This window comes from Inquilinus sp. Marseille-Q2685 (genome assembly GCF_916619195.1).
Classification (GTDB): domain Bacteria; phylum Pseudomonadota; class Alphaproteobacteria; order DSM-16000; family Inquilinaceae; genus Inquilinus.
In genome coordinates, this window is the sequence record NZ_CAKAKL010000001.1 from 593393 (window position 1) to 615613 (window position 22221).

The 22221-nt window shown below is 69.1% G+C and carries 20 protein-coding genes; 16 read left to right on the forward strand and 4 right to left on the reverse strand.

Annotated features, from left to right (window positions below; all coding sequences use genetic code 11):
• The first annotated feature begins 40 nt into the window (after nucleotides 1–40).
• From LG391_RS02830 to LG391_RS02865, 8 genes are all read left to right on the forward strand, one after another.
• Complete coding sequence (locus tag LG391_RS02830; RefSeq protein WP_225766060.1) at nucleotides 41–1528, forward strand: replicative DNA helicase; 1488 nt, start codon at nucleotides 41–43, stop codon at nucleotides 1526–1528.
• A complete protein-coding gene (gene alr, locus LG391_RS02835; RefSeq protein WP_225766062.1) occupies nucleotides 1518–2636 on the forward strand; it encodes an alanine racemase in 1119 nt (372 codons plus the stop codon). Before LG391_RS02830 ends, alr begins: the two co-directional genes overlap by 11 nt.
• Nucleotides 2633–3403, forward strand: coding sequence for an ABC transporter permease (locus LG391_RS02840; RefSeq protein WP_225766064.1), 771 nt, complete (start codon nucleotides 2633–2635; stop codon nucleotides 3401–3403). The genes alr and LG391_RS02840 overlap by 4 nt, the downstream gene beginning before the upstream one ends.
• Nucleotides 3404–3408: 5 nt before the next feature.
• On the forward strand, nucleotides 3409–4188 hold the full coding sequence (locus LG391_RS02845) for an ABC transporter ATP-binding protein (RefSeq protein WP_225766066.1): 780 nt from the start codon (nucleotides 3409–3411) through the stop codon (nucleotides 4186–4188).
• Between the two features lie 13 nt (nucleotides 4189–4201).
• Complete coding sequence (gene radA / locus LG391_RS02850; protein WP_225766078.1) at nucleotides 4202–5638, forward strand: DNA repair protein RadA; 1437 nt, start codon at nucleotides 4202–4204, stop codon at nucleotides 5636–5638.
• The gene (locus tag LG391_RS02855; protein ID WP_225766080.1) at nucleotides 5574–6365 is read left to right on the forward strand and encodes a CvpA family protein; all 792 of its coding nucleotides are present in this window, start codon (nucleotides 5574–5576) and stop codon (nucleotides 6363–6365) included. Before radA ends, LG391_RS02855 begins: the two co-directional genes overlap by 65 nt.
• A 68-nt stretch (nucleotides 6366–6433) precedes the next feature.
• Complete coding sequence (purF, locus tag LG391_RS02860; RefSeq protein ID WP_225766082.1) at nucleotides 6434–7903, forward strand: amidophosphoribosyltransferase; 1470 nt, start codon at nucleotides 6434–6436, stop codon at nucleotides 7901–7903.
• Between the two features lie 4 nt (nucleotides 7904–7907).
• Nucleotides 7908–8627, forward strand: coding sequence for an SDR family NAD(P)-dependent oxidoreductase (locus LG391_RS02865; protein WP_225766085.1), 720 nt, complete (start codon nucleotides 7908–7910; stop codon nucleotides 8625–8627).
• Between the two features lie 127 nt (nucleotides 8628–8754).
• On the opposite strand, the gene LG391_RS02870 is transcribed toward LG391_RS02865, so the two are convergent.
• From LG391_RS02870 to LG391_RS02885, 4 genes are all read right to left on the reverse strand, one after another.
• Nucleotides 8755–9876 carry an alpha/beta hydrolase-fold protein gene (locus LG391_RS02870; protein ID WP_225766086.1) on the reverse strand — a complete coding sequence of 374 codons (1122 nt, stop codon included), beginning with the start codon at nucleotides 9874–9876 and terminating at the stop codon, nucleotides 8755–8757.
• A gap of 119 nt (nucleotides 9877–9995) precedes the next feature.
• A complete protein-coding gene (gene mmsB / locus LG391_RS02875) occupies nucleotides 9996–10889 on the reverse strand; it encodes a 3-hydroxyisobutyrate dehydrogenase (RefSeq protein WP_225766088.1) in 894 nt (297 codons plus the stop codon).
• 45 nt (nucleotides 10890–10934) lie between these two features.
• Nucleotides 10935–12002 (reverse strand): enoyl-CoA hydratase/isomerase family protein, encoded by a 1068-nt coding sequence (locus LG391_RS02880; protein WP_225766090.1) that lies wholly within the window; start codon nucleotides 12000–12002, stop codon nucleotides 10935–10937.
• A 19-nt stretch (nucleotides 12003–12021) separates the two neighbouring features.
• On the reverse strand, nucleotides 12022–13161 hold the full coding sequence (locus LG391_RS02885; protein ID WP_225766091.1) for an acyl-CoA dehydrogenase family protein: 1140 nt from the start codon (nucleotides 13159–13161) through the stop codon (nucleotides 12022–12024).
• A gap of 209 nt (nucleotides 13162–13370) precedes the next feature.
• Between LG391_RS02885 and LG391_RS02890 the strand changes: the two genes are divergently transcribed.
• The 8 genes from LG391_RS02890 (at nucleotide 13371) to LG391_RS02925 (ending at nucleotide 22221) form a co-directional block, all read left to right on the forward strand.
• On the forward strand, nucleotides 13371–13775 hold the full coding sequence (locus LG391_RS02890) for a heme-binding protein (protein ID WP_225766093.1): 405 nt from the start codon (nucleotides 13371–13373) through the stop codon (nucleotides 13773–13775).
• 92 nt (nucleotides 13776–13867) lie between these two features.
• On the forward strand, nucleotides 13868–14692 hold the full coding sequence (locus LG391_RS02895; RefSeq protein ID WP_225766095.1) for an ABC transporter ATP-binding protein: 825 nt from the start codon (nucleotides 13868–13870) through the stop codon (nucleotides 14690–14692).
• Nucleotides 14689–16608, forward strand: coding sequence for a long-chain fatty acid--CoA ligase (locus LG391_RS02900; protein WP_225766097.1), 1920 nt, complete (start codon nucleotides 14689–14691; stop codon nucleotides 16606–16608). Before LG391_RS02895 ends, LG391_RS02900 begins: the two co-directional genes overlap by 4 nt.
• Before the next feature lie 4 nt (nucleotides 16609–16612).
• A complete protein-coding gene (locus tag LG391_RS02905; protein ID WP_225766098.1) occupies nucleotides 16613–17506 on the forward strand; it encodes a branched-chain amino acid ABC transporter permease in 894 nt (297 codons plus the stop codon).
• Nucleotides 17507–17679: 173 nt separating this feature from the next.
• Complete coding sequence (locus LG391_RS02910) at nucleotides 17680–18765, forward strand: branched-chain amino acid ABC transporter permease (RefSeq protein WP_225766101.1); 1086 nt, start codon at nucleotides 17680–17682, stop codon at nucleotides 18763–18765.
• A 47-nt stretch (nucleotides 18766–18812) separates the two neighbouring features.
• Nucleotides 18813–20093, forward strand: a complete 1281-nt coding sequence (locus LG391_RS02915) for an ABC transporter substrate-binding protein (RefSeq protein ID WP_225766102.1) — start codon at nucleotides 18813–18815, stop codon at nucleotides 20091–20093.
• A 10-nt stretch (nucleotides 20094–20103) separates the two neighbouring features.
• Nucleotides 20104–20901, forward strand: coding sequence for an ABC transporter ATP-binding protein (locus LG391_RS02920; RefSeq protein WP_225766113.1), 798 nt, complete (start codon nucleotides 20104–20106; stop codon nucleotides 20899–20901).
• Between the two features lie 93 nt (nucleotides 20902–20994).
• The gene (locus tag LG391_RS02925) at nucleotides 20995–22221 is read left to right on the forward strand and encodes a phenylacetate--CoA ligase family protein (protein ID WP_225766115.1); all 1227 of its coding nucleotides are present in this window, start codon (nucleotides 20995–20997) and stop codon (nucleotides 22219–22221) included.

Sequence of the window (22221 nt, forward strand, 5' to 3'; positions counted from 1 at the left end):
TGGCTGGCGATTCACCGACCGGCTGCGGTAGGTTGGGCCGATGGAGAAGTCGCGTCCCGAATCCCCCCTCACCCTCGTTCACAACGCCGACCCGATGGCGAGCCCGACCTACCGGCGGATGCCGGCGAACGAGGAGGCCGAACAGGCGCTTCTCGGCGCCATCCTGGCCAACAACGCCGCGCTGGAGAAGGCGTCGGACTTCCTGCGGCCGGAGCATTTCTATGTCCCGGCCCATGGCCGGATCTATGCCGCGGCGCTGCGACTCGCGGAGCAGAACCGGGTCGCCGACCCGATCAGCCTGAAGCAGTATTTCGAGACCGACAACGAGCTGGAGGGCGTCGGCGGCGCCCAGTACCTGACTGACCTGGCAGCCAGCGTGGTCTCGGTGATGAACGCCGAGGACTATGCCCAGACCATCTACGACCTGTCGCTGCGGCGGCAGCTGATCCTGGCCGGCGAGGAGATCGTCAACGACGCCTACCGCCTCGACAACGAGATGGACGGCCCCGCCCAGATCCAGGAGGGCGAGGAGAAGCTGTACCGCCTGTCCAGCTCAGGTGTTCTGCGCAAGGATTTCGAGGCTTTCGGCGACATCCTGGCGCGTGCGGTCGATGCGGCCGGCAAGGCGCTGGAACGCGACACGCCGCTGACCGGCGTGACCACCGGCCTGGCCGAGATCGACAAGATGATGGGCGGCCTGCAGCCGTCCGACCTGATCGTCCTGGCCGGCCGGCCGGGCATGGGCAAGACGGCGCTGGCCACCAACATGGCCTTCAACGCCGCCACCGCCTATCTGCGCAAGCACGGCAAGGAAGGCGCCGTGGTCGGCTTCTTCTCGATGGAAATGTCCTCCGAGCAGCTGGCCGTCCGTATCCTGTCCGAAGTCGCCGAGATCGCGTCGGAACGGATCCGCAAGGGCGACATGAAGCGGTCCGACTTCCCGCGTGTGGTCGAGGCGGCGAACCTGATCCGGCAGACGCCGTTCTTCATCGACGACACCGCCGGCGTTTCGATCAGCACCTTAAGAACGCGCGCGATGCGCCTGAAGAGGCAGCATAACCTCGGCCTGCTGGTGGTCGACTATATCCAGCTGATGAGCGCCGGCGGCTCGAAGAAGACCGACAACCGGGTGCAGGAGATCTCGGAGATCACCCGCGGCCTGAAGATCCTGGCCAAGGACCTCAGCATCCCGGTGATCGCCCTGTCCCAGCTGTCGCGCCAGGTCGAGAACCGCGAGGACAAGCGGCCGCAGCTGGCCGACCTGCGCGAATCCGGCTCGATCGAGCAGGACGCCGACGTCGTCATGTTCGTGTACCGCGAGGCCTACTACCTGTCGAAGGCCGAGCCGCCCGAGGGCACGCCGGAGCATCAGGACTGGATGGCGGCGATGGACCGGGTGCACAACATCGCCGAGGTCATCGTCGCCAAGCAGCGCCACGGCCCGACCGGCACGCGGCGGCTGCATTTCGAGGGCCAGTACACCAAGTTCTCCAACCTGCAGTCCGATCCCAGCTTCGATGACCAGTGAGGCGGCGGCGTTCGGCCGGGCTAACGCCCTGCTGACCATCGACCTCGACGCCATCGTGGAGAATTGGCGCCGCCTCCAGGCGCAAGGCGCCCCGGCGGAATGCGGTGCCGTGCTCAAGGCCGACGCCTACGGCCTCGGCGCCGCACCGGTCGGCCGCGCCCTCTTCGCCGCCGGCGCCCGCAGCTTCTTCGTCGCCCATCTGGAGGAGGGAATCACGTTGCGGGCGGTGCTCGGTGAGGCGCGCATCGTCGTCCTCAACGGCCTGCTGCCCGGCTTGGCCGCCGATTACACCGCCCACGACCTGATCCCGGCGCTGAACGATCCCGGGGAGATCGCCGCCTGGTCCGGGCACGCCAGGGCTCTCGGCACCGCCCTGCCCGGCTTCGTTCATCTCGACAGCGGCATGAACCGGCTCGGCCTCGCGCCCGAGGACCAGGACCGGCTGGCCGCCGATCCGGGCGTCCTGGACGGCATCGCGCCGGTCACCTGGATGACCCACCTCGCCCGCGCCGAGGATGCCGGAAGCCCGATGAACAAGGCGCAACTCGACCGGTTCCGCCGCACCCTGGGCAAGCTGCCGAAGGCGCCGGTCAGCATCGCCAACTCCTCCGGCATCTTCCTCGGCCGCGGCTTCCACGGCGACCTGACCCGGCCGGGGGCCGCCCTCTACGGCATCAACCCGACGCCGGGCCGGCCGAATCCGATGGCCGACGTGGTGCGGCTCGAGGCCCGGATCCTGCAGACCCGCCGCGTTGACACCCCCATGACCGTTGGATACGGTGCCGCGCACCGCGTGGAGGGTCCGGCCCGGCTCGCGACGATCGCCGTGGGCTATGCCGACGGGGTTCCGCGGGCCGCCAGTGGTCGCGGCGCCGTGCGCATCGCAGGCTTCACCGCGCCGATCACCGGCCGCATCTCGATGGATCTGATCACGGTGGACGTGACCCACATTCCCGAAACGCTGGCCGCGCCCGGCGCCCTGGCCGAGGTCATCGGCCCGGAGCTGCCGCCCGACCGCGTGGCCGAGAGCGCCGGCACCATCGGCTACGAGATCCTGACCAGCCTCGGCCGGCGCTACGTCCGGCGCTATCTCGGCGGCGCGGAATGAACTTCCTCGCCACGATCGGGCGCACCTTCCTGGCCTTCCTCGCCGCGGTCGGCCGCCTTGCGCTCTTCACCCTGACCGCGCTGGCGCAGTGCCTGAAGCCGCCCTTCTATCCCCGGCTGTTCCTGCGCCAGGTGATCGACATCGGCTATTATTCGCTGCCGGTGGTCGGGCTGACGGCGCTGTTCACCGGCATGGTGCTGGCGCTGCAGACCCAGGCCGGGTTCAGCCGTTTCGGCGCCGGCGGCTTCGGCGCCAGCGTCGTCCTCCTGTCGGTGGTGCGCGAGCTGGGGCCGGTCCTGGCCGGGCTGATGGTCGCCGGCCGCATCGGCGCCTCGATGGCGGCCGAGATCGGCACAATGCGGGTGACCGAGCAGATCGACGCGCTCAGCACCCTGTCGACCAATCCCTACAAGTACCTGGTGGCGCCGCGGCTGATCGCCGGCTTGCTGATGCTGCCCTGCCTGGTGATCGTGGCCGACATCATCGGCGTGTTCGGCGGCTTCCTGATCAGCGTCTACCGGCTGGGCGACAACCCGTCGGCCTATATGACGGCGACCTGGCAGGCGCTGGAGGTCGAGGATGTCGTGCTGAGCCTGATGAAGGCCGCGGCCTTCGGCTTCGTCGTCGCGCTGATGGGCTGCTACCACGGCTACAACTCGCGCGGCGGAGCGCAGGGCGTCGGCGCGGCGACCACCAATGCGGTGGTCTCCGCCTCGATCCTGATCCTGCTGTTCGACTTCATGATCACCGGCCTTTACGTGGGGTGACGGCGATGGCGACCACCACCCCAAAGATCAAACTCGAAGGCGTGCACAAGGCCTTCGGCCCGAAGCAGGTGCTGCGCGGCATCGATCTGGAGGTCGCGTCCGGCGAATCCCTGGTGGTGATCGGCGGTTCCGGCACCGGCAAGTCGGTGCTGCTGAAGTCGATCCTGGGCCTGATCCGCCCGGACCGCGGGCGCATTCTGATCGACGGCGCCGAGGCCCAGGACCTGTCCGGCGGCGACCGGGTCGACCTGATGAAGCGCTTCGGCATGCTGTTCCAGGGCGCCGCCCTGTTCGACAGCCTGACCGTCTGGGAGAACGTGGCCTTCGGCCTGATTCAGGGCCGCGGCGAATCCCGCAAGCGGGCCAGGGAGATCGCGGTCGACAAGCTGGCCCAGGTCGGGCTCGGGCCCGACGTCGCCGCCCTGTTCCCGGCCGAGCTGTCCGGCGGCATGCAGAAGCGCGTCGGCTTGGCCCGTGCCATCGCGGCGGAGCCGGAGATCATCTTCTTCGACGAGCCGACCACCGGCCTCGACCCGATCATGGCCGACGTGATCAACGACCTGATCGTGAAATGCCGGCGCGAGCTGGGTGCCACCACCCTGTCGATCACCCACGACATGGCCAGCGCCCGCAAGATCGCCGACCGCATCGCCATGATCTACGAGGGCCGGATCATCTGGGCGGGGCCGGCGGCGCAGGTGAACGACTCCGGCAATCCCTATGTCGACCAGTTCGTGCACGGCCGCGCGGACGGTCCGATTCAGATGCAGGTCCGGGTGTCCTGATTTAGGGTTCGCCATGGCGAAGAACGCGACCCGCTACATCTGCCAGAACTGCGGCGCCAGCTACTCGCGCTGGGCCGGGCGCTGCGATTCCTGCGGCGAGTGGAACACCCTGGTCGAGGAGGTGGTCGAGACCGCGCCGAAGGCGTTCGGCGGGGCCAAGGCCGGCGGCGGGCGTGCCATCGCCTTCACCGACCTGGCCGCGGCCACGATCGACGAGCCGCGCTGGCGCAGCGGCAATGACGAGTTCGACCGGGTCTGCGGCGGCGGCATCGTCCCCGGCTCGGCCATCCTGATCGGCGGCGACCCCGGCATCGGCAAGTCGACCCTGCTGCTGCAGGTGCTGTGCCGCCTGGCCGGCAGCATCGAATGCGCCTATGTCTCGGGCGAGGAGGCGGTCGACCAGATCCGCATGCGGGCGCAGCGCCTGGGCCTGTCGCAGGCGCCGGTGCGCCTCGCCGCCTCGTCCAATGTCCGCGACATCATCGCCGCGATGGATCGGCCGGACGGACCGAAGATCGTGGTGATCGATTCGATCCAGACCATGTTCCTCGACGCGCTGGAGAGCGCGCCGGGCACCGTCGCCCAGGTCCGCGCCTCAGCCGCCGAGCTGATCCGCCACGCCAAGCGCCGCGGCACCGCGCTCCTGATCGTCGGCCATGTCACCAAGGACGGCGCTATCGCCGGCCCGCGGGTGCTCGAGCACATGGTCGACACCGTGCTCTATTTCGAGGGCGAGCGCGGCCATCAGTTCCGCATCCTGCGCGCGGTGAAGAACCGCTTCGGCGCGACCGACGAGATCGGCGTGTTCGAGATGACCGACGGCGGCCTGGCCGAGGTCAGCAACCCGTCCGAGCTGTTCCTGGCCGACCGCAGCGGCGACGTCTCCGGCGCTGCCGTCTTCGCCGGGCTGGAGGGCACGCGGCCGGTGTTGGTCGAGATCCAGGCCCTGGTCGCGCCCTCGCCCCTCGGTACCCCGCGCCGCGCCGTGGTCGGGTGGGACAATGCGCGGCTGGCTATGGTGCTTGCGGTGCTGGAAGCGCGCTGCGGCGTCGCCATCGGCATGAACGACGTCTATCTCAACGTCGCCGGCGGCCTGCGCATCGCCGAGCCGGCGGCCGACCTGGCGGTGGCGGCCGCCCTGCTCTCCTCCCTCACCGGCGTGCCGGTGCCGCGCGACACCGTGGTGTTCGGCGAGATCGGCCTGTCCGGCGAGATCCGGGCGGTGGGGCAAGGCGACGCGCGGCTAAAGGAAGCCGCGAAGCTTGGATTCGCCGCCGCGATCGTGCCACAAGGTCACCCGAAGCGGGGCCGTGCCCCCAGCCGCGACGCGCTGCCCATCGAGCGGCGCAGCATCGCTCGGCTGGAGGAGCTTGTGGCCCTGTTCCATGTCGACGGCCGTTCCGGCTCGGCCGGGCGCCGCAGGAGTTTCGAGGAGACCGATCCTGGATAGCCTTCCCATCGCCGCCGGCGACATCGCGATCCTGATCATCCTCGCCATCTCGGCCTTCCTGGCGCTGGCGCGCGGCTTCGTGGCCGAGGTGCTGTCGATCGCCGGCTGGCTCGGCGCCGCGCTGGTGACGCTGTGGACCTTCGGCGACGCCAAGCCCTATCTGCGCCAGTACATCGAGATGCAGCTGCTGGCCGACATCCTCACCGGGGTCGGCATCTTCGTCGTGGCGCTGGTGATCTTCTCCACCATCAGCCACCTGGTCGCCCGGGTGGTGAAGGGCTCGGCGCTCAGCGCCGTCGACCGCTCGCTCGGCTTCGTCTTCGGCGTGGTGCGCGGCGCCGTTCTGGTCTGCCTCGCCTATCTGCTGCTGACCTGGGTGTTCCCCGAGACCCGGCGGCCGCCCTGGCTGGAGAACGCCCGGATGCTGCCCTGGGTGCAGGCCGGCGCCGAATATCTGAAGAGCCTGGTGCCGCAGGAAGCGCTGGCCGGCGCCATCGACAAGGCCAAGCAGGAGGCCCCGGCCCTGACGCCGAAGACCATCACCGATCCGATCGGCAGCCTGCTGAACCAGAACCAGGCACCCGCCCCAGCCCAGCCGCAACCGGCGCAGCCGCAACAGACACAGCCGCCGGCCTCCGCTCCGCCTGTGCCCGGCATCACCCCGACACACCCGACGCAGACGCATCCGGCCCCCCCGTCGAACGCGGGTGCAACCGGTGGCGGTTGACACTATATAGGCGCCAAGACCTCCAACGGCGCCCATGGCGCCCAGGGCCCAGGACCCTCCGCGGCGGCATGCTGACGACCGATCCTTTCGACCTCTACGGCGACACGCTCCGTGAGGAGTGCGGCATCTTTGGCATCATGGGGCATCCCGAGGCTGCCGCGATGACCGCGCTGGGGCTGCACGCGCTGCAGCACCGCGGACAGGAAGCCTGCGGCATCGTCTCCCATGACGGCGAGCAGTTCCATGCCCACCGTGCCAACGGCCTGGTCGGCGATGCCTTCTCATCGCAATCGGTCGTCGGCCAGCTCAAGGGCAACGCCGCGATCGGCCATGACCGCTACGCCACCACCGGCGGTGCAGGGCTGCGCAACGTCCAGCCGCTGTTCGCGGATTTCGAGTTCGGCGGCTTCGCCATCTCGCACAACGGCAACCTGACCAATGCCGGCCGGCTGCGGCACCAGCTGGTCAGCCGCGGCTGCCTGTTCCAGTCGACCTCGGACACCGAGGTGTTCCTGCACCTGATGGCGACCGCCCGCGGCGGCAACGTGATCGACCGGCTGGTCGAGGCGATGCGCCAGGTCGAGGGCGCCTATTCGCTGATCGCCCTGTCGCCCGAGCACGTCATCGGCATCCGCGACCCGATGGGCTTTCGCCCGCTGGTGCTGGGCAGGCTGGAGACCGCGTCGGGCACCAGCCATGTGCTGGCGTCGGAGACCTGCGCCCTCGACATCATCGACGCCGAGTTCATCCGCGACGTCGAGCCGGGCGAGATGGTGGTGCTGACCGCCGACGGCGGCGTCAGCAGCATCAAGCCGTTCCAGCCGGCCGAGCGGCGCTTCTGCATCTTCGAATACATCTACTTCGCCCGTCCCGACAGCGTGGTCGAGGGCTCCTCGGTCTACGAGGCGCGGCGGCGGATCGGCGCCGAGCTGGCGGTCGAATCGCCGGTCGAGGCCGACGTCATCATCCCGGTGCCGGATTCGGGCGTGCCCGCCGCCATCGGCTTCGCCGGGCAGAGCGGCGTGCCCTTCGAGTTGGGCATCATCCGCAACCACTATGTCGGCCGCACCTTCATCGAGCCGACCGACCAGATCCGCCATCTCGGCGTGCGCCTGAAGCACAATGCCAACCGGGCAATGATCGAGGGCCGCCGGGTGGTGCTGGTCGACGATTCGATCGTGCGCGGCACCACCAGCCAAAAGATCGTGAAGATGGTGCGCGACGCCGGCGCGAAGGAGGTCCATATGCGGATCTCCAGCCCGCCGACGACCAATCCCTGCTTCTACGGCATCGACACGCCGGAGAAGTCGAAGCTGCTGGCGCACAACTACTCGGTCGAGCAGATGGCCGAGTTGATCGGCGTCGACAGCCTGGCCTTCATCTCGATCGACGGCCTCTACCGCGCCATGGGCGCGCCGAAGCGGGCCGGCAATGCCCGCCAGTTCTGCGACGCCTGCTTCACCGGCGACTATCCGACGCCGCTGACCGACCACACGGCGGCGCCGCGCCGCAGCTCCGCCCTCTCCGAGCGCGTCTGACCCGATGGCCGAGACCAGCAGGCCTCTGGAGGGCCGGATCGCGCTCGTGACCGGTGCGTCGCGCGGCTTCGGCGCCGCGGTCGCGGTCCGGCTTGCCGCCGCCGGCGCCCATGTCGTCTGCGCCGCCCGCACCGTCGGCGGGCTGGAGCAGACCGACGACGCCATCAAGGCCGCGGGCGGCAGCGCCACGCTGGTGCCGATGGACCTGTCGAAGTTCGAGCAGATCGACCTGCTCGGCGGCTCGCTGGCGCAGCGCTTCGGCAAGCTCGACCTGCTGGTCGCCAACGCCGCCATGCTCGGCCATCTCGGCCCGGTCGCCTACAGCGACGAAAAGGTCTGGGCCCGGGTGCTCGACCTCAACCTCAACGCCAATTACCGGCTGATCCGTTCGGTCGACCCGCTGCTGCGCGCCGCCGCGGCGCCCCGCGCGGTCTTCGTCACCGATCGCATCGCCCGCAGCGGCATCGCCTATTGGAGCGCCTATGCCGTGGCCAAGGCCGGGCTGGACACCCTGGCCGGGCTCTATGCGGCCGAGACGGCGAAGACGCCGCTGCGCGTGGCGCTGTTCCATCCCGGCCCGATGGCCACCCGCCTGCGCGAGCAGGGCTTCCCGGGCGAGGCCGCGGGTACCCAGCCGGCGCCCGATGCGGCGGCCGATCGCCTGGTCGCCCGGTTGCTGGGCGAAGACGGCCTCGCCCCCGGCAAGGCCGCGGACTGGGACTGACTCCTAAGTCACACCGTCATTGCGAGGAGGCGAAGCCGACGAAGCAATCCAGGGGCCGGTTCGCACTGGCCCCTGGATTGCTTCGCTGCGCTCGCAATGACGGTGAACTTATCTCCATACCGCTTTGTTATTCCCGGAAGATCTTCTGCAGGAAATCGGCCAGCGAGGGGCGCCACACCGCCATCTCGTGATAGAGGCCGGGATATTCCTTGTAGTCGTAGCGGATGCCGGCGGCGTCGAGGTCCTTCCGCAGCCCGGCGATGTCCTTGCCGGTGATCGTGTCGTCGCTGCCGACCGTAACAGTGAAGCCGCGCAGGCTGGCATTCACCTTGGCCGGGTCGGCCAGCGCCTTGGCGATGCCGGCATCCGGCACCGTGGTCTGCGACACGCCGCTGAAGGTCGCCAGCCAGGCGAAGGTGCCGAGATGGCCGAGGCCCGAGACCAGGGCCTGGTAGCCGCCCTGCGACAGGCCGGCGAGCGCCCGGCCGGCCGCGTCGGTGCGCACGCGGTAATGCGCCTCCATATACGGGATGATGTCCTCGATCAGCTCGCGGTCGGCCGCGGCGGCGTTGGGCGGATAGAAGGTCTGCCGCCGCGTGTTGCCCGGGAAATCCTCCGGCACTGCCGCCGGGATGTCGGTCTCGGTGTCCGGGATCACCACGATCATCGGCGCAATCTTCTTCTCGGCCAGCAGATTGTCGAGGATCTGCGGCGCCCGGCCCTGGGTGACCCAGGACCACACCGTGTCGCCGAAGCCGTGATAGAGGTACAGCACCGGCAGCGGCGCCGAGCCGTCGCCATAGCCCGGCGGCGTCCACACCAGCATCTGCCGTTCGGAGCCCAGCGCCTTGCTGGTCAGGGTCACGACCCGCAGGTCGCCATGCGGCACCGGCCTGGTGTCGACGATGCTGCCCGGCACCAGGATCAGGCTGGTGTTGACCTGGCGCTGCGGCTTCGGCGCGTTCGTACCGGTGTCGGTCGCGCGGAAACCGTCGACGTTGAAGTAGTACTCGTAGAGGTCGGGGTCGACCGGGCCGACCACGACGGACCAGACGCCGCGCCCGTCCTTGGTCATCGGCGTCGCCTTGACCTTGGCCGGGTCCATGGAGCCGAACACGACCGAGACGGCCTTCGCCTCCGGCGCGAACAGCCGGAAGGTGATGCGGCGGTCCGCCTCGACCCGGGTGACGAAGTCGCGCAGCGGCTGGTCGGTCGGCGGCAGGGCGGGAATGCCGGAGTCTGCGGCCATCGACGGCGCTCCACTCAGCGACAGGACAACAACGGCAATAGACGCAGAGATCTTGCGCACCGGCTCCCTCCCGAGTCGTTGGGCTGCGATTATGCCCGACGAACCGGAAGGAACCGGCGCTATTTCTCGGCGGAGATCATCTTGAAGATGCCGGAGAAATCGGTCTCGGCCGCGCCCTCGTTGACGAACAGGGTGTAGAGCGCGGCCGCCGCGGCGCCGAGCGGGGTGGCGGCGCCGGCGGCCTGGGCCGCCGCCTGCGACAGGCGCAGATCCTTCAGCATCATCGCCGCGGTGAAGCCGGGCTTGTAGTCGCGGTTGGCCGGCGAGGTCGGCACCGGTCCCGGCACCGGACAGTATGTCGTCAGCGACCAGCACTGGCCGGAGCTCTTCGATGACACGTCGAACAGCTTCTGCCGCTCCAGCCCCAGCTTGTCGGCCAGGGCGAAGGCCTCCGACACCGCGATCATCGAGATGCCGAGCACCATGTTGTTGCAGATCTTCGCGGCCTGGCCGGTGCCGGGCCCGCCGGTGTGGATCACGGCCTTGCCCATCGCCTGCAGCACCGGCTCGGCGCGATGGAACGCCTCGTCCGGACCGCCGACCATGAAGGTCAGCGTGCCGGCCGCGGCGCCGCCGGTTCCGCCCGAGACCGGCGCGTCGACCATGGCGAAGCCGCGGGCCGCCGCCTCCTTCGCGATCAGACGGGCGCTGTCGACATCGATGGTCGAGCAGTCGATCAGAAGCGAGCCCGCCGGCGCGCTGGCGCACACGCCGTTGTCGCCGAGATACGCATCACGGGCATGGGCGCCGGTCGGCAGCATGCTGATCACCACCTGGGCGTCGTCGACCGCGGCAGCGATCGACGGCTTGGCGGCGATGCCCTCCTTCGCCACTGCCTCGCGCACCGAGTCCACCGGGTCGAATCCGGACACGCGGTGGCCGGCCTTGACCAGGTTCAGCGCCATCGGCCGGCCCATATGGCCGAGCCCGAGAAAGGCGATACGCAGCGACATCGGGGCCTCCTCACATCGGGCGTGGACCGCCCGTCCTGTCGTTCATCAGTCGAAGCTCAGCTCGCGGCCGGACAGCGGCTGGAAATAGGCGGCGACGGCGGCGTCGTCCACCTCGGCCAGCGTCGCCGGCCGCCATTTCGGGTCGCGGGTCTTGTCGACCAGCTGCGCCCGCACGCCTTCGAAGAAGTCCGGCTTCGCCAGGAAGCGATGGACCATTCGGAACTCCATCGCCGCCACTGCGTCGTAGATCATGGTCTTGCCCTGGCGGATCTGGCGCAGGGTGACCTTCAGGCTGGTCGGCGATCCGGCGCGGATCTGCTCTGCCGCGGCCTTCGCCCAGTCGCCCTCCTCGGCGTCCAGCGCCGCGAGGACCTCTTCCACCGTATCGTGGCCGAAGCAGCGGTCGATCGCCGGGCGCAGCGGCGCCAGGGTCGGCTCGCCGGGATCGGCGGCGAAGCGCTGCAGCACCGATTCCGCCACCAGCCCGCCATTGCCGATCCAACCGGCATCGGCCAGCGCCGCGACCAGGTCGTCGACCTTGGCCGAGGCGACGTGATGCGTGCCCATCCGGGTGAAGAGCATGTCGGCGGCGCCGATGCGGGCGCCGGTCAGGGCCAGATAGGTGCCGATCTCGCCCGGGCAGCGCGACAGGAACCAGCCGCCGCCGATATCCGGGAACAGGCCGATGCCGCATTCCGGCATGGCGCTCAGCGTCTTCTCGGTCGTCACCCGGTGCGAGCCATGCACCGACAGGCCGAGCCCGCCGCCCATCGTGACGCCGTCGAGCAGCGCGATCCAGGGCTTCGGAAAATGATGGATGGCGTGGTTCAGCCGGTACTCGACCCAGAAGAAATCCTGGTCCGCATCGCCAACCGGTATGCCGCCCTGCGGCCCCCGCTCGTACACCGCGCGGATGTCGCCGCCGGCGCAGAAGGCGCGGTCGCCGGCGCCGCGCAGCACCACGGCGTGCAGCCCCGGATCCTCTTCCCACTCCGCCAGCTTCGGCAGCAGCGCCCGGCACATCGCCAGCGTCAGCGCGTTCAGCGCCTTCGGCCGGTTCAGCGTCACGATGGCGATCGGCCCTTCGCGGTCGATCAGGATCTCGTCGGTCATGGCAGTGTCTTCCGGCCCATCACTCCGCCAGCAGGCGGCGGGCCACGATCAGGCGCATGATCTCGTTGGTGCCTTCCAGGATCTGGTTGACGCGGACGTCGCGCAGGAAGCGCTCCACCGGATACTCCTTGATGTAGCCGTAGCCGCCATGCAGCTGCAGCGCATCGTTGCAGATCCGGAAGCCGGCGTCGGTGGCGAAGCGCTTGGCCATGGCGCAATGCTGGGTCGCGTCCGGGTCGCGGCGGTCGAGCGAATCCGCGGCGCGATGGATCATCAGCCGGGCGGCGTCGAGGTCGATCGCCATGTCGGCCAGCTTGAACTGCAGCGCCTGGAACTCGGCGATCTTCCGGCCGAACTGGCTGCGCTGCAGCATGTGGCCGCGCGCCGCCTCCAGGCAGGCGCGGGCGCCGCCGACCGAGCAGGCGCCGATATTGACCCGGCCGCCGTCCAGCCCCTTCATCGCGAATTTGAAGCCCTCGCCCTCCTCGCCCAGCCGGTTGGCGACCGGGACGCGGCAGTCCTCGAAGATCACCATGGTGGTGACCTGGCTGTTCCAGCCCAGCTTCTTCTCCTTCTTGCCGAAGGACAGGCCGGGCGTGCCCTTCTCGACCACGACCGCGGAGATACCCTTCGGCCCCGCCTCCCCGGTCCGCACCATCACGACATAGACGTCGGAGGTGGAGCCGCCGGAGATGAAGGCCTTGGAGCCGTTCAGGACGTAGTGGTCGCCGTCGCGCACCGCGCGGGTGCGCAGCGATGCGGCGTCGGAGCCGGAGCCGGGCTCGGTCAGGCAGTAGCTGGCGAAGCGCTCCATCGTCATCAGCGACGGCAGGAAGCGCGCCTTCAGCTCCTCCGACCCGAAGCTGTCGATCATCCAGCCGACCATGTTGTGGATCGAGATGTAGGCGGCGGTGGAGACGCAGGCCGTCGCCAGCTCCTCGAACACGATCGCGGCGTCGCGCCGGGTCAGGCCGCTGCCGCCATGCGCCTCGCCGCAATAGATGCCGGCGAAGCCCAGCGCCGCGGCCTGTCGCAGCGTCTCGACCGGAAAGATCTGCTCCTCGTCCCAGCGGGCGGCGTGGGGCGCCATCTGCTCCGCGGCGAAGGCGCGCGCGGCATCGCGGATGGCTTCCTGTTCGGCGGTCAGCGTGAAGCTCATGGAATGAGCGTGGCCGCAACCGGCCGCCGGATCAAGTGGCAGCGTGTACGATTCTTTCGCGAGACCAGTCTGTCATCGCCGGGCTTGACCCGGCGATCCAGGGGCCACCCAGAGCGGCGTCGACATTCCTGGATGCCCGGGTCAAGCCCGGGCATGACAGAGGGGGGATACGCTGCGCTATTCTCCTTTCTGACTTCCCGGAGACTGCCATGCCCGACTTCGCCCCCGCCCTCGCCGAAGCCCAGGCCGCGCTGGCGGCTGCCCTGGCCGAGGCCGGACGGCGCGAGCAGCAGATCGCGGCGGTGGTGGTGGATCGCGGCGGCCACCTCGTCGCCGCGGCGCGGATGGACGGCGTCGGGTACCAGGCGCTGGAGATCGCCCGGCGCCGGGCGGCCGCGGCCCTTTATCTGGGCGAGCCGACCCGAGAGCCAGCCCTTCGCCTCGCCCGCGACCCGGCCGAGGCGGCGCAGCTGGCCGGGCTGGGCGAGATCCTGGTGCAGCCGGGCGGCTTCCCCTGGCGCGACGCCGGCGCGGTGGTCGGCGCCCTCGGCATCGCCGGCGCCGGGGCGGAGGACGACCACGCCATCGGCGATATCGCGATCGGCATGCTCTAGACGTTTTGCCGATTGCCTTTCCCGCCGCTTCCGCGACATTGATAGGGCAAGGCACCCGCCAGAGGTGCTCGAGGCCAACAGGGGGAGAGAGCATGCAGGCTGCGGCCACGCCGCCCGCACCGGGAGATGCGCTTCTGACCGCGGATTCGGTCAACCTCGCCTTCGGCGGGGTCAAGGCCCTGACCGATGTCGGCTTCACCGTCCGGCGCGGCGAGCTGTTCTCGATCATCGGCCCGAACGGCGCCGGCAAGACCTCGATGGTCAACTGCATCTCCGGCCGCTACAGCCCCACATCGGGCCGCATCCACTACAAGGGCCACGACATCACCCGGCTGAAGCCCAGCGCCCGGGCCGAACTCGGCCTCGGCCGCACCTTCCAGAACCTGGCTCTGTTCGCCCATATGTCGGTGCTCGACAACATCATGGTCGGCCGCCACCACCTGCTGAAGAACAACGTGCTGACCGGCGCTCTGTGGTGGCTCGGCGGGGCGCGGCAGGAGGAGCTGGAGCACCGCCGCGCGGTCGAGGAGATCATCGACTTCCTCGAGATCCAGCATGTCCGCCGCGCCCTCGCCGGCACCCTCTCCTACGGGCTGCGCAAGCGGGTGGAGCTGGCCCGCGCCATCGCGCTGAAGCCCGACCTGATCCTGCTCGACGAGCCGATGGCGGGGATGAACCTCGAGGAGAAGGAGGACATGGCCCGGTTCATCGTCGACCTCAACGCCGAATGGGGCATGACGGTGATCATGATCGAGCACGACATGGGCGTGGTGATGGACATCTCGCACCGCGTCATGGTGCTGGATTTCGGCCGCAAGATCGCCGAGGGCAGCCCGGAGGAGGTCCTGGCCGACAGCCATGTCCGCCGCGCCTATCTCGGCGAGGTCGACGACGAGAGCACGGAGGCGGCGGCTTGACCGAGGCCGCGCTCGACACCTTCCCCAAGCTGCTGGCCCGCAACGCCGCGCAATGGCCGGACGAGGTGGCGCTGCGCGAGAAGGATTTCGGGATCTGGCAGGAGATCACCTGGGCTGGCTTCCATGCCCGGGTGCGCGACTTCGCGCTGGCGCTGCGCGCCCTCGGCATCGGGCCGGACGCCGTGGTCGGGCTGATCGGCGACAACCGGCCGGACTGGGTGGCTGGCCAGATCGCCGCCCATGCCGTCGGCGCCATGAGCCTCGGCCTGTACCGCGACGCGCTGGACGAGGAGCTCGCCTACCTGATCGGGCACGCCTCGGTCGCCATCGTGCTGGCGGAGGATGAGGAGCAGGTCGACAAGCTGCTGGGCCTGGGCGACCGCATCCCCAGCGTCCGCCACATCGTCTATTCCGACCCGCGCGGCATGCGGAAATACGAGGATCCGCGGCTGCTGCCGGTCGCGGACTTCATCGCCCTCGGCGCCCCGCTGCTCCAGGCCGATCCCGGCCTCTACGACCGCATGGTGGCGGAGACCCGCGGCGAGGATGTCGCGGTGCTCTGCACCACCTCCGGCACCACCGCCCATCCGAAGCTGGCCATGCTCTCGGCCGGGGCGGTGATCCGGCACACCGTCAGCTATCTCGCCGTCGACCCGCAGGGGCCGCAGGACGAGTACGTCTCTGTGCTGCCCCTGCCCTGGATCATGGAGCAGGTCTACGTCTTCGGGAAGGCGCTGCAGTGCCGGATGACGGTGAATTTCGTCGAGGAGCAGAGCACCAGCTGGGCGGATTTCCGCGAGATCGGCCCGACCTTCGTGCTGCTGGCGCCGCGGGTCTGGGAAGGGCTGGCCGCCGATGTCCGAAGCCGGATGATGGATGCCTCCTGGCTCAAGCGCCGCCTCTTCGACCTCGGCATGAAGATTGGCCTGAAAGCGCTTGATCAGAAGAAGAAATCCTTCCTCTCGAAAATCCTGCTCTTCGCCGCGCTGCGCGACCGTCTGGGCTTCTCCCGCCTGCGCTCGGCGGCGACCGGCGGCGCGGCGCTGGGGCCGGAGACCTTCCGCTTCTTCCTCGCCATGGGCGTGCCGCTGCGCCAGCTCTACGGCCAGACCGAACTCTTGGGCGCCTACACCATCCACCGGCCGGGCGATGTCGATTTCGACACGGTCGGCGTCGCCTTCGACGACAGCATCCAACTGCGGATCGAGGCGCCGGACCAGAACGGCGTCGGCGAGATCTTCACGCGCCACCCCAACATGTTCCTCGGCTACTACCGCAACGAGGAAGCATCGAAGGCCGACCTGCGCGACGGCTGGCTGGCCACCGGCGACGCCGGCTACATCGACGGCAAGGGGCACCTGGTCGTAATCGACCGGATGAAGGACCTCGCCGTCACCAGCGGCGGCGACAGATTCAGCCCGCAATACATTGAAAACAAGCTGAAATTCTCGCCCTTCGTGGCCGAGGCGGTGATCCTCGGCCATGGCCGGCCGGACCTGGCGGCGATCATCTGCATCCGCTTCCCGATCGTCTCGAAATGGGCGGAGAAGAACCGCATCGCCTTCACGACATACACCGACCTGTCGGCGCGGGAGGAGGTCCATGCCCTGATCCGCCGCGAGGTCGAGACGGTGAACGCCGGCCTGCCTGAGGCGCAGCGCATCCGCCGCTTCCTGCTGCTGTACAAGGAGCTGGACGCCGATGACGGCGAGCTGACCCGTACCCGCAAGGTGCGTCGCGGCGTGATCGGCGAGAAATACGGCGACATCATCGACGCGGTCTATCGCGGCGACCCGGCGATCCCGGTCGACACCACCATCGCCTTCCAGGACGGCACGCGGCAGCGGATCCGCACCACGCTCAAGGTGGTCGACCTCGCGCCCGGCCGCGCCGGGCAGCGCCACGCGGCGGAGTGAGTCCATGAACCTCGCCTTCCTGTTCCAGCTGCTGGTCAACGGCGTGATCGTCGGCACGCTCTACGGCGTCGTCGCCATGTCCTTCGTGCTGATCTACAAGGCCAGCCGGGTGGTGAACTTCGCCCAGGGCGAGTTCCTCTTGATCGGCGCCTGGATCTGCTGGTGGGTGCTGACGAAGTACCAGGTGCCCTTCGTGCTGGGCTTCGCCATCCCCCTCGCCTTCATGCTGGTCTTCGGCATCCTGCTGCAGGTGGTGGTGCTGCGGCCGCTGATCGGCGGGCCGGTGATCTCCGTCATCATGGTCACGATTGGTCTGTCGCTGGTGTTCCAGCCGCTGATGGCCTGGATCTTCGGCGTCTCGGCCCAGCCCTTCCCGCCGGTGTTCGAGACCCAGTCGGTCGAGATCCTCGGGCTGCAGGTGCAGACGGTCTACATCCTGTCGATGGCGATCAGCCTGTTCATCATGGGCGGCTTCGCCTGGTTCTTCAAATTCTCGCGCATGGGCCTGGCGATGCGCGCCACCGCCTTCGACCAGCAGGTGGCGCAATCGATGGGCATCTCGGTCCGCCAGGTCTTCGCCATGGCCTGGGCGATTTCGGCCATGGTCTCGGCGGTCGCCGGCATCGTCGTCGGCGTGGTCAACGGCGTGTCCTCCGCCCTCTCCGTCTTCGGCATCAAGGTGTTCCCGGCGGTGATCCTGGGCGGGCTCGACAGCATCGTCGGCGCGGTGCTGGGCGGGCTGATCATCGGCGTGCTGGAGCATTTCGCCCACTGGCTGGACGTCACCTTCCTGGGCTGGGGCAACATGCTGAAGATCGCCCCCTTCTACGTCCTGATCGTGATCCTGATGATCAAGCCCTACGGCCTGTTCGGCACCCGGGACATCGAGAGGGTGTGAGGATGAAGCTGCCCGCCGCCCCTCGCCTAGCCGCCCTTCCCCAAACTGTCATCGCCGGGCTTGACCCGGCGATCCAGAGACTGTCGACGCCCGCCCCGGTGTCCCTGGATGCCTGGGTCAAGCCCAGGCATGACAAGAAGGTGGGTGTTCCCGCACGCGGAAAGGCCCCCTGAATGGCCAACGCCTATGCCCGCCCCTGCGGCGACTTCCGCACCAGCTACGGCGCCGACACCACCATCTTCGACGACGCGTTCAGCCGGCGCAGCGTCGTCGTCATCCTGGCGCTGCTGGCGTTCTCGCCGATCGCGGTGCAGCTCGGCTGGCTGTCCAAGGGCTGGATCGACAGCTTCATCGAGATCGGCTACCTCGCCGTCGCCGCGCTCGGCCTCAACATCCTGGTCGGCTTCACCGGCCAGATCTCGATCGGCCATGCCGTGTTCTTCGGCTTCGGCGCCTTCGCCTCGGCCTGGCTGAACCGCACCACCGGCATCCCGGTGTTCTTCTGCATCCCGCTGGCCGGGCTGATGACCGCAGCGGTCGGCCTCGTCTTCGGCGTGCCGGCGGCGCGGATCAAGGGCCTGTACCTGGCCATCGCCACCCTCGCCGCCCAGATGATCCTGGAGGATTTCTTCGCCCGCGCCGGCTGGTTCACCGGCGGCGTCGCCGGCGCCCATGCCGCCCCGGTCACCCTGTTCGGCTGGGAGGTCGACCGCGTCAACTACTTCTACGTCGTGCTGTTCTGGGCGGCGCTGCTGTACCTGGCCGCGACCAACCTGATGCGGTCCCGCGACGGCCGCGCTTTCGTCGCCGTGCGCGACCACTACCTGGCCGCCGAGATCATGGGCATCAACCTGACCCGGTACCGGGTGCTGTCCTTCGGCATCGCCGCCTTCTACGCCGGGGTCGGCGGTGCGCTCTATGCCCACTACCTGCAGGTGGTCTCCGTCGAGGAGTTCACCATCCTGAAGTCGATCGAGTTCCTCGGCATGATTATCATCGGCGGCCTCGGCTCGATCATGGGCACCATCCTCGGCACCGTCTTCATGGTGTCGCTGCCGGACGTGATGGACTGGCTGGTGCGGCTGATCCGCGGCACCTGGCTGTACAAGACGCTCGACCTGCGCGTCGGCATCAACTTCCTGAAGGAGATGGCGGTCGGCGTCGCCATCATCCTGTTCCTGATCTTCGAGCCGGACGGGCTGGCCCATCGCTGGCGCCAGATCAAGGCCTGGTGGAAGCTGTACCCCTTCTCGTACTGACCGCTCATCGGCCGCGACAGAACGGCCGCGACCTGGAGGAGACACCGATGTCGAGACGATCCCTGATCACCGCCACCGCGCTCATCGGCCTCTGCGCCGCCCCCGCCTTCGCGGACGACATCCCGGTCGGCCACATCGCCGACCTGACCGGGGCCACCGCCTCGATCGGCGTGCCCTATGCCGACGGCGTCGCCGATACACTGAACTGGGTGAACGAGAACGGCGGGGTCGACGGCGACGACATCGCCTTCGAGACCTACGACTACGCCTACAAGGCGCCGCAGGCGGTCTCGGAATACCAGCGCCTAGTGGCGAACGAACAGGTCGTGGCGATCGCAGGCTGGGGCACCGCCGACACCGAGGCGCTGATCGAGTTCGTCGGCAAGGACCAGATCCCCTACTATTCCGGCTCCTATTCCGGGGCGCTGACCGACCCGACCGGCAAGGCGCCGAAGGCGACCAAGGCGACGCCCTTCAACTTCTTCTACGGCCCGTCCTACTCCGACGCCTGCCGCGCGCTGGCACAATGGGCGGCGGAAGACTGGAAGAAGAAGGGCGGCCAGGGCAAGCCGAAATGGGTCCATATGGGCGACAACCACCCCTACCCGAACTCGCCCAAGGTCGCCTGCAGCGAATACGCGCAGGAGCTGGGCTTCGAGGTGCTGGACCCGATCCAGTACACGATGGCGCCGGGCGACTTCACGCCGCAATGCCTGACGCTGAAGGAGAAGGGCGCCAACTACGCCTATGTCGCCAACATCGCCGGCTCCACCACCTCGCTGCTGAACGCCTGCGCCACCGCCGGCACCAAGGTGCAGTTCGTGGCCAATGTCTGGGGCTATGACGAGAACGTGATGAAGGCGGCCGGCCAGAACGCCGACGGCGTGGTCGTGGCGGTCCGCACCGGGTCGATCTGGACCGACAAGAATGCCGGCATGGACCGGGTGCGCGAGATCTCGAAGATCAGCGATTCCAGCGGCGAGGCCTATCGACCCCTGAGCTACATCGCCGGCGTCTGCGCCACCTCCTACATGGTCGAGGCGATCAAGGCGGCGAAGGCCAAGGGCGAGGTCACCGGCCTCGCCATCCGCGACGCGATGTACGAGAAGAAGGACTGGGTGCCGGCCGGCCTCGAAGGGGTATGCCTGCCCTCGACCTGGACCCCGGCCGACCATCGCGGGCTGATGACCGTGCCGATCTATCAGGGCCATGTGAAGGGCGCGACGCAGGGCAAGGAGGTCACGGCGCTGATGGCCGACGGCACCATGTCGCTGGAGAAGGTGGCGGAGATCACCCTGCCTCGCCGTCCGGAATGGCTGGGTTACTGAGCCCGCCGGCATGACCGCCCCGCCCCTCCTCTCGGTCGAGAACATCGAGGTCGTCTACAACGACGTCATCCTGGTGCTGCGCGGCCTCAGCCTCGCGGTGCCGCAGGGGGCGATCGTGGCGCTGCTCGGCGCCAACGGGGCCGGCAAGTCGACGACGCTGAAAGCGATCTCCGGCCTGCTGCGCACCGAGGACGGCGCCGTCACCCGCGGCGCCGTCACCTATGACGGCCAGCCGATCCACCATCTCGACCCCGGCGCCGTGGTGCGCCGGGGGATCTTCCAGGTGATGGAGGGACGCCGCATCGTCGCCGACATGACCTGCCTGGAGAATCTCCGGCTCGGCGCCCACACGAGGCGCGACCGCGAGGTCGCCGACGACATCGACCGGGTCTACGGCTATTTCCCGCGGCTGCGCGAGCGCAACGGCCTGGCCGGCTACCTGTCGGGCGGCGAGCAGCAGATGCTGGCGATCGGCCGGGCGCTGATGGCGCGGCCGAAGCTGATCCTGATGGACGAGCCGTCGATGGGCCTGTCGCCGCTGATGGTGAAGGAGGTGTTCGGCATCATCCGCCAGCTCAACGCCGATCTCGGCATCTCGATCCTGCTGGTCGAGCAGAACGCCCGCATGGCGCTGTCCTGCGCCGGATACGGCTACATCATGGAGAACGGGAAGGTGGTACTGGACGGCACCGCCGAGGCGCTGGCGGCCAATGAGGACGTCAAGGAGTTCTACCTCGGCGGCGCCGGCGAGCAGCGCAAGAGCTTCAAGAACCTGAAGAGCTTCAAGCGCCGCAAGCGCTGGCTGTAGGACGCTTTGCCTCCCGGCATTGTGCGGCCCTTCGGGCGGCGTCATGCTGGGCGCGAGTCATCGCCCCGGCATCAGTCGGAACAGGGAAATCCCATGGCCGAGCATTACGACGATCTCGAGACCCGTCCGGCCGAGGAGCGGGAGGCGGCGCTGCTGGCCGAGCTGCCGGCCCAGATCGCCCATGCCAAGGCCTCCGCCCCCGGCTATGCCAAGCGCCTGGCCGGGATCGACCCGGCGGCGGTGACCAGCCGGGCCGAGCTGGCGGAGCTGCCGCTGACCCGGAAGTCCGAGCTGCCGACGATCCAGGCGGTCGACCTGCCCTTCGGCGGCCTGACCACGATCGCGCCGGGTCAGTTCCGTCGGATCTTCGCCTCCCCCGGCCCGATCTACGAGGGCGAGGCGCACGGCCTCGACATGTGGCGCACCGCCCGCGCCCTGTTCGCCAGCGGCTTCCGCGAAGGCGACATCATCCAGAACTGCTTCTCCTACCACTTCACCCCGGCAGGGGCGATGTTCGAGACCGGGGCCGAGGCGCTGGGCTGCGCCGTGATCCCGGCCGGCACGGGCAACACCGAGCTGCAGGCCAGGGCCATGGCCGACCTGAAGCCGCGCGGCTATGTCGGCACGCCCGACTTCCTGAAGCTGATCCTGGAGAAGGCCGACCAGCTCGGCCACGACACCGGCTCGGTGACGCTGGCCCACGTCTCCGGCGGGCCGCTGCTGCCGCCGCTGCGCGAATTCTATTCGGCCCGCGGCATCGACCTGTTCCAGAGCTACGGCACCGCCGATCTCGGCCTGATCGCCTATGAGACCGAGGCGCATGAGGGGCTGGTGCTGGCCGAGGGCATCCTGGTCGAGATCGTCCGCCCCGGCACCGGCGACCCGGTGCCGGAGGGCGAGGTCGGCGAGGTGGTGGTCACCAGCTTCGATCGCTGCACGCCCTGGATCCGCTTCGCCACCGGCGACCTCTCGGCCATCCTGCCGGGCAAGAGCCCCTGCGGCCGCACCGCGCCGCGGCTGCGCGGCTGGCTCGGCCGGGCCGACCAGAGCACCAAGGTGCGTGGCCTGTTCGTCCATCCCGGCCAGATCGCCGAGGTGCTGAAGCGCCACGGGCTGGAGCGCGGCCGGCTGTTGGTGTCGAGCCGCCAGGGCATCGACGACGTGTCGCTGCAGGTAGAGAGCGCCGACGCTTCGGTGGCCGATGCCGTCGCCGAGACCGTGCTCGACGTCACCAAGCTGCGCGCCGCGGTGGCGGCGGTGCCGCCGGGCAGCCTGCCGAACGACGGCAAGGTGATCGACGACAGCCGTAAGTTCGAGTGA

Excerpts from the sequence above, each read along its gene's own strand:
- LG391_RS02830 (WP_225766060.1), top strand. The coding sequence starts at position 41 with ATGGAGAAGTCGCGTCCCGAATCCCCCCTCACCCTCGTTCACAACGCC.
- alr (WP_225766062.1), top strand. The coding sequence starts at position 1,518 with ATGACCAGTGAGGCGGCGGCGTTCGGCCGGGCTAACGCCCTGCTGACC.
- LG391_RS02840 (WP_225766064.1), top strand. The coding sequence starts at position 2,633 with ATGAACTTCCTCGCCACGATCGGGCGCACCTTCCTGGCCTTCCTCGCC.
- LG391_RS02845 (WP_225766066.1), top strand. The coding sequence starts at position 3,409 with ATGGCGACCACCACCCCAAAGATCAAACTCGAAGGCGTGCACAAGGCC.
- radA (WP_225766078.1), top strand. The coding sequence starts at position 4,202 with ATGGCGAAGAACGCGACCCGCTACATCTGCCAGAACTGCGGCGCCAGC.
- LG391_RS02855 (WP_225766080.1), top strand. The coding sequence starts at position 5,574 with ATGTCGACGGCCGTTCCGGCTCGGCCGGGCGCCGCAGGAGTTTCGAGG.
- purF (WP_225766082.1), top strand. The coding sequence starts at position 6,434 with ATGCTGACGACCGATCCTTTCGACCTCTACGGCGACACGCTCCGTGAG.
- LG391_RS02865 (WP_225766085.1), top strand. The coding sequence starts at position 7,908 with ATGGCCGAGACCAGCAGGCCTCTGGAGGGCCGGATCGCGCTCGTGACC.
- LG391_RS02870 (WP_225766086.1), bottom strand. The coding sequence starts at position 9,876 with ATGGCCGCAGACTCCGGCATTCCCGCCCTGCCGCCGACCGACCAGCCG.
- mmsB (WP_225766088.1), bottom strand. The coding sequence starts at position 10,889 with ATGTCGCTGCGTATCGCCTTTCTCGGGCTCGGCCATATGGGCCGGCCG.
- LG391_RS02880 (WP_225766090.1), bottom strand. The coding sequence starts at position 12,002 with ATGACCGACGAGATCCTGATCGACCGCGAAGGGCCGATCGCCATCGTG.
- LG391_RS02885 (WP_225766091.1), bottom strand. The coding sequence starts at position 13,161 with ATGAGCTTCACGCTGACCGCCGAACAGGAAGCCATCCGCGATGCCGCG.
- LG391_RS02890 (WP_225766093.1), top strand. The coding sequence starts at position 13,371 with ATGCCCGACTTCGCCCCCGCCCTCGCCGAAGCCCAGGCCGCGCTGGCG.
- LG391_RS02895 (WP_225766095.1), top strand. The coding sequence starts at position 13,868 with ATGCAGGCTGCGGCCACGCCGCCCGCACCGGGAGATGCGCTTCTGACC.
- LG391_RS02905 (WP_225766098.1), top strand. The coding sequence starts at position 16,613 with ATGAACCTCGCCTTCCTGTTCCAGCTGCTGGTCAACGGCGTGATCGTC.
- LG391_RS02910 (WP_225766101.1), top strand. The coding sequence starts at position 17,680 with ATGGCCAACGCCTATGCCCGCCCCTGCGGCGACTTCCGCACCAGCTAC.
- LG391_RS02915 (WP_225766102.1), top strand. The coding sequence starts at position 18,813 with ATGTCGAGACGATCCCTGATCACCGCCACCGCGCTCATCGGCCTCTGC.
- LG391_RS02920 (WP_225766113.1), top strand. The coding sequence starts at position 20,104 with ATGACCGCCCCGCCCCTCCTCTCGGTCGAGAACATCGAGGTCGTCTAC.
- LG391_RS02925 (WP_225766115.1), top strand. The coding sequence starts at position 20,995 with ATGGCCGAGCATTACGACGATCTCGAGACCCGTCCGGCCGAGGAGCGG.